Source organism: Defluviicoccus vanus, from assembly GCF_014672695.1.
Taxonomy (GTDB): domain Bacteria; phylum Pseudomonadota; class Alphaproteobacteria; order Rhodospirillales; family Defluviicoccaceae; genus Defluviicoccus; species Defluviicoccus vanus.
In genome coordinates this window covers 344,156-358,110 of sequence record NZ_CP053923.1, presented here as the reverse complement: position 1 = coordinate 358,110, position 13,955 = coordinate 344,156, and the positions used below count along the sequence as shown (strand labels likewise).

At 63.9% G+C, this 13,955-nt stretch carries 10 protein-coding genes; 5 read left to right on the top strand and 5 right to left on the bottom strand.

Annotation, left to right across the window (positions count from 1 at the left end; all coding sequences use genetic code 11):
- Nucleotides 1-21: 21 nt before the first annotated feature.
- On the top strand, nt 22-4,845 hold the full coding sequence (locus tag HQ394_RS01635) for an NAD-glutamate dehydrogenase (protein WP_223291776.1): 4,824 nt from the start codon (nt 22-24) through the stop codon (nt 4,843-4,845).
- 70 nt (nt 4,846-4,915) lie between these two features.
- Nucleotides 4,916-6,235: an MFS transporter gene (locus HQ394_RS01630; protein ID WP_190261746.1), complete on the top strand. Its 1,320-nt coding sequence runs from the start codon at nt 4,916-4,918 to the stop codon at nt 6,233-6,235.
- Nucleotides 6,236-6,241: 6 nt separating this feature from the next.
- Here HQ394_RS01630 and HQ394_RS01625 read toward each other — a convergent pair whose 3' ends face one another.
- On the bottom strand, nt 6,242-6,622 hold the full coding sequence (locus HQ394_RS01625) for a hypothetical protein (RefSeq protein ID WP_190261745.1): 381 nt from the start codon (nt 6,620-6,622) through the stop codon (nt 6,242-6,244).
- A 91-nt stretch (nt 6,623-6,713) separates the two neighbouring features.
- Nucleotides 6,714-7,436, bottom strand: coding sequence for a DUF2270 domain-containing protein (locus tag HQ394_RS01620; RefSeq protein ID WP_190261744.1), 723 nt, complete (start codon nt 7,434-7,436; stop codon nt 6,714-6,716).
- 386 nt (nt 7,437-7,822) lie between these two features.
- Here HQ394_RS01620 and HQ394_RS01615 point away from each other — a divergent pair, with 386 nt between their 5' ends.
- From HQ394_RS01615 to HQ394_RS01605, 3 genes are all read left to right on the top strand, one after another.
- Nucleotides 7,823-8,818, top strand: a complete 996-nt coding sequence (locus tag HQ394_RS01615; protein WP_456151515.1) for an HpcH/HpaI aldolase/citrate lyase family protein — start codon at nt 7,823-7,825, stop codon at nt 8,816-8,818.
- A gap of 49 nt (nt 8,819-8,867) precedes the next feature.
- Nucleotides 8,868-9,923 (top strand): MaoC family dehydratase, encoded by a 1,056-nt coding sequence (locus HQ394_RS01610; protein WP_190261742.1) that lies wholly within the window; start codon nt 8,868-8,870, stop codon nt 9,921-9,923.
- Between the two features lie 475 nt (nt 9,924-10,398).
- Nucleotides 10,399-10,908, top strand: a complete 510-nt coding sequence (locus tag HQ394_RS01605; RefSeq protein WP_456151472.1) for an RT0821/Lpp0805 family surface protein — start codon at nt 10,399-10,401, stop codon at nt 10,906-10,908.
- A gap of 386 nt (nt 10,909-11,294) precedes the next feature.
- Here HQ394_RS01605 and tnpC read toward each other — a convergent pair whose 3' ends face one another.
- From tnpC to tnpA, 3 genes are all read right to left on the bottom strand, one after another.
- Nucleotides 11,295-12,905: an IS66 family transposase gene (tnpC, locus tag HQ394_RS01600; RefSeq protein WP_190261740.1), complete on the bottom strand. Its 1,611-nt coding sequence runs from the start codon at nt 12,903-12,905 to the stop codon at nt 11,295-11,297.
- 72 nt (nt 12,906-12,977) lie between these two features.
- Entirely contained in the window at nt 12,978-13,331 is a 354-nt protein-coding gene (gene tnpB / locus HQ394_RS01595) for an IS66 family insertion sequence element accessory protein TnpB (RefSeq protein WP_190260124.1), read from the bottom strand.
- On the bottom strand, nt 13,328-13,711 hold the full coding sequence (gene tnpA / locus HQ394_RS01590) for an IS66-like element accessory protein TnpA (protein WP_190260387.1): 384 nt from the start codon (nt 13,709-13,711) through the stop codon (nt 13,328-13,330). Before tnpA ends, tnpB begins: the two co-directional genes overlap by 4 nt.
- Between the last annotated feature and the right edge of the window lie 244 nt (nt 13,712-13,955).

Here is a 13,955-nt window from a genome sequence, read left to right as displayed (position 1 = left end):
TCTATCGCAGAGGGCAAAAAAGTGAACCGTATCGCCGATTTCCAACGCGACGAATTGCTCGATCATATAGCCGAGACCGCGGCTCGGCGGCTGGGCGAGGACGCCGCACGTTCCCTGGTACCATTCTTCGCCACCTTTTATGCTCACGTCCCGCTGGATGAGCTAAGGGGTAGCGCGTCCGACACCCTTGTTGCCGCCGCTCTTGCTCATTGGCGTCTGGCGCAGCAGCGTCCCTCCGGCTTGGCGCGGATCAGGGTCTACAACCCGAGCCTTGAGGTTGACGGATGGACGAGCGAGCATACCGTCGTCGAGGTGGTCACCGATGACATGCCGTTTCTCCTCGCGTCGGTGACCGCCGAACTTCGCCGGCAAGGCCTGGACGTCCTGCTGGTGATCCACCCGGTGGTGCGCGTTCGCCGAACCGAAGCGGGCGATCTTCTCGAGTTGGCAGGCGAGAATGACGCCCAGGCAATTGCCGAATCATTCATCCATGTGGAAGTGGGCCGCCAGGCCACGACAAGGCTGGCAGCGATTGCCGATGGCGTCGCGACGGTCCTCGCCGACGTCAAGGATGCGGTTACCGATCTGCAGCCGGCCCGCCAGCGCCTGCAGGCGATCATCGATACGCTGCCGACGTCCTTGCCGGGGCAGTCGGCTGACGATGTCGCGGAGGTGCATGCCTTCCTGACCTGGCTGTACAAGACGCATTTCACCTTCCTCGGCTACACCGTCTACGTCGTCGAGCGGCAGGGCGACGTCGATATGGTCGTGGTTGAGCCTGGCTCCGGCTTGGGCGTTTTACGCGATCCGGCCACGGTCGTGTTCGACGATATTCGACCAGGACAGCCGGTGCCGCCCGCGGCACGTGTTTTCCTCGAGCGGCCGGAACTGCTCGCTGTCAGCAAAGCCAGCCGTCACTCGACCGTGCACCGGCCGACGCACATGGACACCATCGTCATCAAGCGCTTGGACGGCGGCAAGGTCACCGGTGTGCACCTGATCGTCGGCCTGTTTGGCTCGGCGGCCTATACGGTCAGCGCGCGGGAGGTTCCGCTCCTGCGGCGCAAGATCGAGCACGTCCTGGACTTGGCCGGCTTCGCCCCGCGTAGCCACGATGCCAGAGCGCTGATCAATATTCTCGAGACGTTTCCGCGCGACGAGTTGTTTCAAGTGACCGAAGACTACCTGTTGCGGGTGGCACTTGGGGTGCTGCACTTGCAGCAGCGGCCACGGGTGGCGCTGTTCGTTCGCCGCGATGACTTCGATCGCTTCGTCTCATGCCTTGTCTACGTACCGCGCGATCGTTTCACCACCGAATTGCGGCTGACCATCCAGGCGATCCTTGAACGCGCATTTGCCGGGACGGTCACGGCGCACTTCAACCAAGTCACCGATGCGCCGCTCGCCCGGTTGCAGGTTTACCTGCGCACCAGCCCGGATGATGTGCCCGAACACGACATCGGCGATGTGGAAGCGGAGATCGTTGCCGCCTGTCGCTCCTGGGCCGATCAGTTGCTGCAGGCGCTGACCGTCGGTCGCGGTGAGGAGGAGGGGCGACGGTTGCTCGGGCGCTACGCCGATGCATTTCCGCCCAGCTATCGCGAGCGATTCACCGCTGGCCATGCGGTTGCTGACATCAGCGAAATCGAAGGCGTCCTGGCCGGCGGCCGGCTGCGGATCACCCTCTACCGGCCGTTGACGGCCGACGATCACCAGATGCGCTTCAAGCTGTTCCATCCGGAAGAGCCGATCCCCTTGTCCCAAGTGCTCCCGGTGCTGGAAAACCTGGGCCTGAAGGTGATCGACGAGGTGCCGCACCGGGTGATGCTCCACGCTGACGGATCGCCAAATGTGATCATCCACGATTTCGGCGTAGAAAGCGAAAGCGGCCGCACGATCAACCTGGAAGTGTTCCGCAGCCGCTTCATCGAGGCGTTTGCTGCGGTCTGGTATGGCTTGGCGGAAAGCGACCGGCTGAATGCACTGATCCTCGATGCGGATCTCTCGTGGCGCGACGCCGTGGTCCTGCGTACCTATGCCAGATACCTGCGCCAAGCCGGCATGCCCTTCTCGCAGCGTTATATCGAGCACGCCGTCGTCAGTAATGCCGGACTCGCCGGTCTGATTGTCGAGCTGTTTCGGACCCTGTTCGATCCTGCACGGTCTGATCGCGACTCCCAGGCCGAGGCAAAGCGAACACGCATCGGCCTCCTCCTCGACCAGGTTGTGAGCGCCGACGACGACCGCATCCTCCGCCGGTTTCTCAATCTCGTCGAGGCGACACTGCGGACCAATTATTTCCAACCCGCCGAAGGCGGCGACGTGAAGCCCTATCTGGCCATCAAGCTCGACAGCGCCAAGGTCGAAGACTTGCCGTTGCCACGACCGATGGTCGAAATTTTCGTCTATTCGCCGCGGATGGAGGGGATACACCTGCGCGGTGGTCGCGTGGCGCGAGGTGGCATCCGCTGGTCGGATCGCCGCGAGGATTTCCGCAGCGAGGTCCTCGGACTGATGAAGGCGCAGATGGTAAAGAACGCGGTCATCGTGCCGGTGGGGGCCAAAGGTGGTTTCGTCGTCAAGCAGGCGCCCGACCCCGCCGACCGTGAGGCCACGCTGGCCGCGGGCATCGCCGCCTATCGCACGCTCATCGCCGGTCTGCTCGATCTAACCGACAATCTGGTGGAGCAGGGTATCCGTGCGCCGGAAAACGTGGTGCGGCGTGACAGCGACGATCCCTATCTGGTGGTCGCTGCCGACAAGGGCACCGCGACCTTCTCCGACATCGCCAACGGCATTTCCGCCGAGTACGGCTTTTGGCTCGGCGATGCGTTTGCCTCGGGAGGCAGCCAGGGTTACGACCACAAGAAGATGGGGATCACCGCGCGTGGTGCCTGGGAGGGGGTCAAGCGCCACTTCCGTGAACTGGGCAGGGATGTCCAAACCGAGCCCTTCACGGTGGTGGGCGTGGGTGACATGTCGGGTGACGTCTTCGGCAATGGGATGCTGCTGTCGCCGATGATCCGCCTTGTCGCCGCCTTCGATCACCGGCACGTGTTTGTCGATCCCGAACCTGACCCGGCGACCAGCTTTACCGAGCGGGCGCGACTGTTTGCGTTGCCCAGGTCCTCGTGGGCCGACTACGATGCTAGCCTGCTGTCGCCTGGTGGACGGGTGTTTGATCGCAAGGCGAAAACAATCACCCTGACCCCGGAAATTCGCGCCCGGTTCGGGCTTACTCGCGACCGGTTGACCCCGGCGGAGTTGGTCAACTGGCTCTTGCGGGCAGAGGTCGACCTGTTGTGGTTCGGTGGTATCGGTACCTTTATCAAGGCTGCCGACGAGTCGCATGCGCAAGTGGGCGACCGAGCCAATGACGCCGTGCGCGTCGATGCCGACAAGTTGCGCTGCAAGGTGGTGGGCGAGGGGGCCAACCTCGGTATCACTCAGCGCGCCCGGATCGCCTTTGCCGCCCGCGGTGGACGGATCAACACCGACTTCATCGACAACTCCGCCGGCGTCGATTGCTCCGATCATGAAGTCAACATCAAGATTCTGACCGACGCCGTCGTCGCCGACGGTGACCTGACGATCAAGCAGCGGAACGCCCTGCTATCCGAAATGACCGATGACGTCGGTGCGCACGTACTCCGGGATAACTATCTGCAAACACAGGCCATCTCGCTCATCGAGGCGGAGGGGGCGGCGGCGTTGGAAAATCAGATACGGTTGATCCGTTTTCTTGAACGCCATGCGCGGCTCAATCGCGCCGTCGAGTTCCTCCCTAACGATGATGTGCTGGCCGAGCGGGCGGTGGCGCGGCAAGGATTGACGCGACCGGAAATCGCCATTCTCTTTTCCTATTGCAAGATCTGGCTGAATGACGAGCTGTTGCGCAGCAACCTGCCGGACGATCCGCACTTGGCGGAAGACCTGACTCGGTACTTCCCGCCTGCGCTGGAGGCCCGCTTTGCTTCGCGTATTGGTCGTCATCGGTTGCGGAGTGAGTTGATCGCAACGACGATTACCAACAGCTTGATCAATCGCGTTGGCGGCACCTTCCTCATCGATATGGCCGAAAAGACCGGGGCAACGCCGGCTGATCTTGCTAGGGCCTATATCATCGTCCGCGACGTCTTTGCCTTACGCGGACTCTGGGAGGAAATCGAGGCGCTCGACGGCCGGGTGTCGGCTGCAGTCCAGATGGCGATGCATCGCGACCTGCAACGGCTGATCGAGCGGGCGACGCTGTGGATCCTCCGCAACGGCGGCGTGCCACTCGATATTTCAGTCAATATCGCTGCATTCAACACGGCGATCCCGGCGCTTGCGGTGGCCCTCGATCAGGCGTTGCCGGAGAGCCTGCGCCAGGGAATCGAGGTGCAGGCAAGCGAGCGCGTTGCCCAGGGCGTGCCGCCGCAACTGGCGCGGCGCTTGGCAGTGCTATCCGTGATGTCGGCGGCAGGCGATGTGGTCCGTCTCGCGGCGGCGCGCGGTGAATCCCTGGAGGCAGTGGTCGTGCTCTATTTCGCCGTTGGCGAAACCTTCGGCTTCGGCTGGCTCCGGGAAGAGGCGGAGCGGATCGTTGCCAGCGGTTATTGGCAGCGCCTGGCAATCGCTGCTGCGGTCGAAGAACTGACCCAGCATCAGCGTGCACTGGTGGAGCGGATCATGGTGCAGACCGGCCGCACCGATACGGTAGCGATCGACCAGTGGTGCGATCTGCATCGCAACGCGACGGACCGCGCGCGCGTCCTGATCGGTGAGATGCAGACGGCAAGCGGGGTTGATTTGTCGATGATCTCCGTCGCCATCCGCCAGTTGCGGACGCTGACGCAATCCTGAGCCGCAAGGGATCGGCGGCACGCGTGCGCAGCGGCCTGATTGGTGCAGTGAAAAACGATAAGGGAAGCGAATGGCCCAATCCGAGCCAAGAGGTGATGCTGGGGTGGCTGGCAGTGGCGCGGAGCGTCGGGCACTTTGGTCCTGGTGCCTCTATGATTGGGCCAATTCCGGCTTTCCCACGGTCATCGTTACCTACGTCTTCTCCGCTTACTTTGCCAAGAAGGTGGCGGCGAACGAGGTCGCGGGGACCGAATTGTGGGCTTATGCGCTCAGTCTCNTCTCGGGGTTGGCGATCGCGCTGGCGAGCCCGTTACTGGGCGCGATCGCCGATCAGACCGGGCGGCGCAAACCCTGGATCGGTGTGTTTACCGTCCTTTGCGTTGTTGGATCGGCAGCCTTGTGGTGGGTGGTCCCGGGGCTGCGACGGGAGCTATTTGCCCTGGCGACGGTCGCCATTGCCAACTTCGCCTTTGAGATGGGGATCGTCTACTACAATGCCATGTTGCCGAGCCTGGCACCGCCGCACCTTCTCGGCCGCCTGTCTGGCTGGGGGTGGGGCGTTGGTTACCTTGGCGGGCTCGCCTGCCTGGGGCTGGCCTTGGTATTGGTGATGCCAACGCCGCCGCCTTTCGGGCTCGATCCGGCGGTATACGAACCGGTGCGGGCGACCGCCGTGCTGGTCGCCGGCTGGTTCGCCGTGTTTTCGTTGCCGTTCTTCCTCTGGGTCCCGGATGCCAGGGCGACTGGCGTTGCGCCGTTCGCCGCCATTCGCAAGGGGCTGACGGCGTTGTGGTCGACGGTGAGACAGGTGCGTCGCTATCGCCAGGTGGCAGTCTATCTTTTCGCGCACATGATCTACACCGACGGGCTTAACACGCTGTTTTCGCTGGGCGGGCTCTATCTCGCCGTCACTTTCAATATGGGCTTCGACGAAATTCTGATCTTTGCCATCTGCATGAATGTCGCTGCCGCGGCGGGAGCCTTCGTCTTTGGCTGGGTGGACGATTGGATAGGCCCGAAGCGGACCATCTTGATCGCGCTTGCATCGATGTTCGTGATCGGCCTGGGGTTGGTGTTGGCAGAATCCCGAACGATGCTGTGGTCGCTGGCGATCCCGCTTGGTCTTTTCTTCGGTCCGGCGCAGGCGGCCAGCCGCTCGTTGATGGCCCGCCTCGCGCCGAAACACCTGGTAGCGGAATTTTTCGGCCTGTTTGCGCTGTCTGGCAAGGCAACGGCGTTCATTGGTCCGGCCCTCTATGGTGCAGTGACCGGTGCCACGGGAAGTCCACGCTGGGGGATGAGTACCATCCTCGCATTTATTGCCGCAGGTGGTCTCATCCTCCTCGTGGTCAAGGAACCCCGTCAGGCCAGTGCAGCAAATTTGCCCTGAGCAGGTTCAGCGGGGCAATTCGAGCGCCGGCAATCGGCAGGGTGGCGTCGTCTGCCAACTGTCGATCGAGCAGTCGGCCAAAATCACCAGCTTCAATGCGCCGCTGCTGCATCCTTGCGGACGCGTCGTGACCCGGTAATAGGCGACCTGATCACCACCGGCGAGCATTTCATTATGCACGGTCGTGTCCTGCAGTTGCTCCAGGGTCAAGCCCGCCGGTGCCAGGAACGCCTGAACCGTGCGGCGGCAGGTAAATTGCGACAGCGGTGATAGTGGTGGCTCTTTCGCTTCTCGTGTCTGCGACGCCGGTGACGCGCAGCCGGCGAGGATGGAGAGCACGACGAGCGGCGGGAGCAGGGCGCGCCGGAAACAAGCAGCGATTGTCATGGCCTGAATTCGAAACCTGTATAGACCAGCATCGGGTCGATGGATGGCGTAGCATCACGGCTGTTGCGTTGTCTGCGGCAACATTGCCGCATTAATGCTGCACCATACGGCCACCGGCAACCTCGATCAGCGCATCAGGCCCGGTTCGCGACTGGGGCAAACCGACCGCTTTCTGCGATTTCAGTGTTACCACAGCGATGGCAATCCAGGTGCAGTGAAATGCGACACCACAGGCCAGCGCCACCGGGCCCGGAATAGGCCCGATGGCGGCACGCTCCCACAATTGATCCAGCGTCGTCAGTGGGGTGGGGTGAACAAATACCTTGGCAACGTAGCAGACGAGTAGCGCGCCAAAGATCCAGCCATACGTACGGCGAATCCGTCGTCCCAGGGCCTCCATGAGCGAGATATGAAATCGCAGGTCGTCATAATCGCTTGCTAGGAGCTCGTTCCAGCGGTTGCGGGTGTCGATGCTACGGCCGCGCAACATTGGGCCATATNNAAAATTTATCTCCATCACCCGAACACGCACGCGAAACAGATCATAGTAGAGATATCGTCGCGACTCAAAGTAGAGGAAAATAACAGTGACAAGTGTAACCAGCAGTATGGGTATCGGTGAGGCTTCCTCATGGCTGAATGAAACGGATAATGCAATGCCAGTAATAACTATAGCCCAGTTGGTTGTTGTATCTAGCCTGTTCCGCCATATCTTGCTTTGATACATTTCTCCACGATAAAGATGTGCTAGTGCGCCTATTTCTGCTGTGCTATAGTTTATCGCCGTTTCTACTTCCTGCGGCAACTCAGCCATCTGTCTTCTCCCTGTCGATTGTTTTTTTGGTTGTCGATGTACGGATTCTCCGAGCATTGGCGGACTGGTCGGTTCTCTAATTTATGTGGCGTTAGGCGTGGTCATGTCGATCCTTGCCTGCGCTGGTGTTCGGTATCCGACGCCCGAATGGCGGCGTTACCGGTTGTAGAAGACATCGATGTATTCGAAGTGCGTGGCATTCACCTCGCGCCCGGGGGCTCCGACCCTTCTCTCGCACCCATCTCCACCCTCGCGTTTGACCGCGCCGCGCATCGGTGCTACGCAGTTCGAATACGCGAAATTGTGCATATGCGAACGCTGAGGGGAGGATAACGAAGGTGAAACTGCCGAGCCAATTCTACAAGCCGCTCGCCGCTGGTGCGCCGATGCCGCTGCGTGAACTGCCGGTGCGGCCGGAACGGATGATCCATTTCTTTCCGCCGCACATTGAAAAGCTCCGCGCCCGCGCGTCGGAGATGGCGAAGCAGGTGGACGTGTTCCTCGGCAACCTTGAGGACGCCATTCCCGCCGACGCCAAGGAGGCGGCGCGCGCCGGCTTCATCGAGGTGGCGAAGGCGACCGACTTCGGTGATACGGCGCTGTGGACGCGGGTGAATGCGCTGAACAGCCCGTGGTTCCTCGAGGACATGGTGGAGATCGTCCGCGAGGTGGGCAACAAGATCGACGTGATCATGATCCCGAAGGTGGAAGGTGCCTGGGACATCCATTTTGTCGATCAGTACCTGGCGCTGCTGGAAGCGAAATATGGCGTCACCAAGCCGATCCTGCTGCACGCCATCCTTGAGACGGCGCAAGGGGTGAAGAACGTCGAGGAGATCGCCTCGGCCAGCCCGCGCATGCACGGGATGAGCTTGGGGCCGGCAGACCTCGCCGCCTCGCGCGGGATGAAGACCACCNGCGTCGGCGGCGGCCATCCCTTCTACGGCGTACTCGCCGATCCGGTGGAGGGCATCGAGACCCGCGCCTTTTCGCAGCAGGACCTCTGGCACTACACCGTCGCCAAGATGGTGGATGCCTGCCTGTCCAACGGGCTGCGTGCCTTCTACGGCCCCTTCGGCGATATCCGCGATGAAGCTGCCTGCGAGGCGCAGTTCCGCAACGCCTTCCTGATGGGTTGCACCGGGGCTTGGTCGCTGGCGCCGAACCAGATTGCCATCGCCAAGCGGGTGTTCAGCCCCGAAGTGAGCGAAGTGCTGTTCGCCAAGAAGATCCTGGCGGCGATGCCCGACGGTTCCGGCGTCGCCATGATCGACGGCAAAATGCAGGACGACGCCACCTGGAAGCAGGCGAAGGTGATTGTCGATCTCGCCCGCCTGGTGGCGCAGAAGGATCCGGAGATGGCCGCCGCCTACGAATTCTAGGCAGCACGGGCGTCAGCATAAGAAACGATTGGGCGTGAGGGTGGGAATAATGACGATTAAGACCAACCCCGGCAATTTCTTCGAAGACTTCCGCATGGGTCAGGAACTGATTCATGCGACGCCACGCACGGTGACGGCAGGTGATGTGGCTCTCTACACCGGCCTATTCGGTGTTCGTTTTGCCATCAACTCATCGGCGGAGTTCGCTCGTGGCATGGGTCTGCCGGAGGCGCCGCTCGATGACTTCCTGGCTTTTCACTTCGTTTTCGGCAAGACGGTGCCCGACATTTCGCTGAACGCGGTCGCCAACCTGGGCTACGCCCAGGGCCGCTTCGGCGTGCCGATCTATCCGGGCGATACCGTTTCGACCACATCGACGGTGATCGGCCTGCGGCAGAACAAGGATGGCAAGTCGGGTGTCGTCTACGTGCGCTCTATCGGGGTTAACCAGACGGGAGCGATGGTGCTCGACTATTGCCGCTGGGTGATGGTGCGCAAGCAGAACGAGGCGGCAGCCGCCCCCGAGCCGGTGACGCCGACCCTGCCGGGTGTGGTGGCGGCAGGTGACCTGCAGGTGCCCGATACTCTTCACGTTGCCGGCTACAACACGGCCCTCGCCGGCAGCCCGTACCTGTGGGACGACTACGTGGTTGGCGAGAAGATCGACCATGTGGACGCGATGACGATCGAAGAGGCGGAGCACATGATCGCCACCCGCCTCTATCAGAACACGGCGAAGGTTCACTTCGACGCGATGATGCAGAAGGCGAGCCGCTTCGGCCGACGCCTGATCTACGGCGGCCACATCATCAGCCTTGCCCGATCGCTGTCCTTCAACGGGCTGGCCAACGCCTTCAAGGTGGTGGCGATCAACGGCGGTCGGCACGTGTCGCCGACCTTCGCCGGGCACACGATCTATGCCTGGTCAGAGGTGCTGGGCAAGATGGAGATCCCGGGCCGCAGCGACGTTGGCGCGCTTCGCCTGCGGACGGTGGCGACCAAGGACAAGGCTTGTGCCGATTTCCCCTTCAAGGATGCCGAGGGCAATTACGATCCGTCTGTTGCCCTCGACTTCGATTACACCGTGCTGATGCCGCGCCGCTAACGCGGCCTGACGATCCCTTGTTGCGAGTGCGCCTTCGTCGCCGGTCGCGGTGAAGGCGCAGCCGCGGCGTCGCTCTTCAGCAATGTTGCTGCAGGCGGCATCGCGATCATCAGATGAAGCTCAACGCCACCAGAATGACGAGCCAAGTCAGCAGCCAGCCACTTGCCATTCGCACGGCACGGTCATGGATCTGCTTCTGCGGGGCGGCGAATTCAGGCTGCATCACGCATCTCCTTCGGTTCTGTTGCCGCCAAAGCGAGGCGACCGGTGAGTAAGCTACGTTCACCCGCATAGCAGATGTGTGTGACACTCTTTGCGTTGCAACATGGCTGTGGACGCCGTTGCTGCGATCGGAGCAATGCTTCGACTCAGATGTGGCATTGCTGCCATAGTTCCCTCCACAGAGCGGCCATAGTCGCTGCCAATCCTCTTGCTGACACAGCGCGCTGACCGATCTCGGCGGCGCCTGCAGGCAATGAGGAGCCAGATGACGATACAGAAGGCTGGGTTGCTGGTAACCGTGGTGGCGTGGACAGCGCTGGTCCTGGGTGGTTGCCAACAGGGACTCAGCAGCCCGCAATTCGGACCGAAGACCGGCGCGGGCGCGGCATTGGGGGCGGCGGGGGAGGGTTNNGATTGCCGCGGCGGCAGGTGGCAAGNNGCAACCGCAATCGCCGGGGGCGTGCTGCTGGGTGGGCTTGCCGGCGGCGCCATCGGCAGTGTCCTCGACGACCAGGACCGGCGCACCGCCTCCTTCACCACCGAGCGGGCGCTCGAAACGGCACCGACGGGGCAGACGAGCACCTGGAACAATCCGGACAGCGGCAATTCCGGGACGGTGACACCGGTCAGGACCTATCAGGATGCCGCCTCGGGTGGATATTGCCGCGAGTTCGAGCAGACGGTGACGGTGGGCGGCGAGCGTCAGCGTGGCTTCGGCACCGCATGCCGTCAGCCGGACGGAACCTGGCGGGTGGTTGGCTAAGCTTCGGCCAACGGCCAGCACGAATTGACGTCACATACATTAAGTGAGTCTCGTTCAGCGGTGTGGTTGCGCCTGTGGCCAGCGCGTCAGCGTTTGCCGCAGGCGTAACGCCCTTCCTGTCCGTGCTCATACCCCGGTAGGGCCAAGGCCGCCGGCCCGGCTGGCCGCAATCGTTACCCGCGGGGGTGCGTTCGCGCGCGACCGACGCTTGTATCAAAAGTTCGATCCGCGGGCGGCCAGTTGCACCATTGCGAAGCTTCCTTCGTCTTCCACGTCCGTCGCGACCTGTCTGCAGTCCGCTCCCTTTACAGTAAGCGAAGCTCCGGCCGCACCTGCTTTTCGCTTGCCAGAGTGCTCGGTCTTGACCTCGGCCGCAGCGGAATGGGTCACGCGGCGGCGCGGTGGAGGGCGTCCTGCTCGGCCTTCCATGCCCAGGGGGTGAGCTCGGCGAGGCGGCGGTTCGGCCAGCCGGAGACGAGGCGGGCGAGCACGTCGGCGAGCCAGGCTTCCGGGTTGACCGCGTGCCACTTGCAGGTCTCGATCAATGACGCCAGCACCGCCCAGTTTTCCGCTCCCAGGTCATGGCCGGCGAAGAGTGCGTTCTTGCGATTGAGAGCAATCGGCCTCATTGAGCGCTCGATGACGTTCGAGTCGATCTCGATCCGGCCGTCGTCGAGGAAGAGGGTCAGCCCCTCCCACTGGTTCAGCGGGTAGCCGATCGCCTCGCCCAGCGGCGACTTCTTCGACAGCTGCGCCCGGCATTGCTCGAGCCATGGCCGCATCGCGTCCAGCAGCGGCTTCGTCCGCGCCTGCCGGACGGCTCGCCGTTCGCAGGCGGGCCTGCCGCGAATCTCCGCCTCGATCTCGTACAGCGCGGCGATCCGCCGCAGCGCCTCATGGGCGATCGGCGCCGGCCGCTTCTGTGCGACCTCGTAGAATCGCCGGCGGCAGTGTGCCCAGCAGTGGGCGAGGAGGACGCCGCCGTCGGCGGAGCCGGCAGCCGCTTCGTCGCCCGCAGCCCCGGCCACCGCCTTGTAGGCGGCATAGGCGTCGGTCTGCAGGATGCCGCGGAAGTCCTTCAGCAGCGTGGCCGCGTGCGCGTGGCCGCGGCCGGGTGCGTAGGTGAACACCACCGCCGGCGGATCGGCGCCGCCCCACGGCCGGTCGTCGCGGGCGATCGCCCAGAACCAGCTGGTCTTCGTCCGGCCGCGGCCGGGATCGAGCACCGGTGCCGGCGTCTCGTCGACGAACAGCTTCGCCGAGCCGAGCAGATCGTCGCGCAGCAGCCGCCACAGCGGCTTCAACTCGGCCGCCGCGGTGCCGACCCAGGAGGCCAGCGTCGAGCGGTCGAGGGCGATACCCTGCCGGGCGAGCATCTGTGCCTGGCGGTAGAGCGGCGCATGGTCGGCATATTTCGCCACCAGCACGTGCGCCACCAGCCGTTCGGTGGGCAGGCCGCCCTCGATCAGCCGCGGCGGCGCCGGCGCCTGCACCACAGCACTCCCGCAGGCGCGGCAGCCGTACTTCGGCCGGCGGGTGACGATCACCTGCCAGCGCATCGGGATCACGTCGAGGCGTTCGGAGCGGTCCTCGCCGATGATGTGCATCGCACCGGAGCAGCACGGGCAGATGGTCGTCGGCGGCTCGATCACCACCTCGATCCGCGGCAGATGTCCGGGCAGGGTGCCGCGGTTCTGCCGCCGCTCGCGGGCGCGGGCCTCGCGTCGCGGCGGATCGGCCTTCTCCGCCTCGGCGTCGGCTTCCGCCACCGCCTGCTCGAGGTCTTCAAGCGCCAGGTTCAGCTGGTCGGGGTCGAGCGCCTCCGACCGCCTTCCGAACTGCATCCGCTGCAGCTGGCGGATGAAGTGCTGCAGCCGCTCGTTCCGGTCCTCCAGCCCGCGGCGCAGGGCCCGCTCGGCGGCGAGCTCGGCCCGCATCGCCAGCAGCGCGGCGCGCAGCGCGGAAGGATCGTCGGGGATCGCGTCGAGGTCGGTCATGAGCGGCGATTCTAAGCACGATGCCAGACGCTTACCAGAGTTCTTGTGGCTTCCCCGGCAGGCCGGCACAGCCTATTGTGCCTTCTTCGGTCGACCGAGACGCGGCGCGTGCATCCGCGACCAGTCGAGGCCATCCAACAGCGCCGCCAGCTGCGCCGCCGACAGCCGCATCACGCCCCCGGTCACCGGCGGCCAGCGAAAGACGCCTGCCTCCAGCCGTTTCCACACCATCACCAAGCCGCTGCCGTCCCAGACGAGCAGTTTCAGCCTGTCCGATCGTTTGCAACGGAAGACGTAAATTGTCCCGGAGAAGGGGTCGTGCCCCAGCGCCGTCTGCACGATCGAAGCGAGTCGGTCGGCGCCGCAGCGGAAGTCGACCGGCCGCGTCGCCACCAGCACCCGGACGCCTGAAGGCGGGACGATCATCCGAGCGCCTTCAGCGTCCGGAGCACGTCCGCCAGGAGCACCGGATCGGCGCCCGGCGACACCCGCACCCGAGCACCGGCAAGCTCGATCTCGATCGCCGGACTGCCGGCTGGACAACGCCCCTCGCTCACCACTACCGGCACGAAGTCGAGCGGTACCGCGTCCGCCGTCGCCGCGTCCGCCGCCTGGCGCAACTCCTTCCGCCAGGCATACAGCTGGTTGCGGTGCAGCCCGTGCCGGCGGGCGACCGCGCTCGCCACGGCGTCGGGGGCGAAACTTTCGGCGACGATCCGCGCCTTCTCCTCCCAGCTCCACCGCCGCCGCCGCTCACCCCACGGCAGTACCTCGCCCTGACGGGCGCTTTGCCAATTAATTGGCACCTTACTTGGCAAACGATCCACGCGGCGCCTCCGTCCTGGGAGCCGCCATCATCCGCGAGCAATCACCGGCCGCAACGTGGGGTCAGAGCTCCGCTTACCCTTTACAAAAAGGTGCCCGTTTCCCGCGAACTGTACGTTGACGTCGTCTCCTGCGCTTGAGGCGGCGGCGAGTTGACGTGCCGCGCCGCCGGCCGATGCCGGTGATGGGAATGGGGCGAGGAAAGAGGGTGGTCGCGTGCGGTTG

Excerpts from the sequence above, each read along its gene's own strand:
- HQ394_RS01625 (WP_190261745.1), bottom strand. The coding sequence starts at position 6,622 with ATGACAATCGCTGCTTGTTTCCGGCGCGCCCTGCTCCCGCCGCTCGTC.
- HQ394_RS01610 (WP_190261742.1), top strand. The coding sequence starts at position 8,868 with ATGACGATTAAGACCAACCCCGGCAATTTCTTCGAAGACTTCCGCATG.
- tnpC (WP_190261740.1), bottom strand. The coding sequence starts at position 12,905 with ATGACCGACCTCGACGCGATCCCCGACGATCCTTCCGCGCTGCGCGCC.
- tnpB (WP_190260124.1), bottom strand. The coding sequence starts at position 13,331 with ATGATCGTCCCGCCTTCAGGCGTCCGGGTGCTGGTGGCGACGCGGCCG.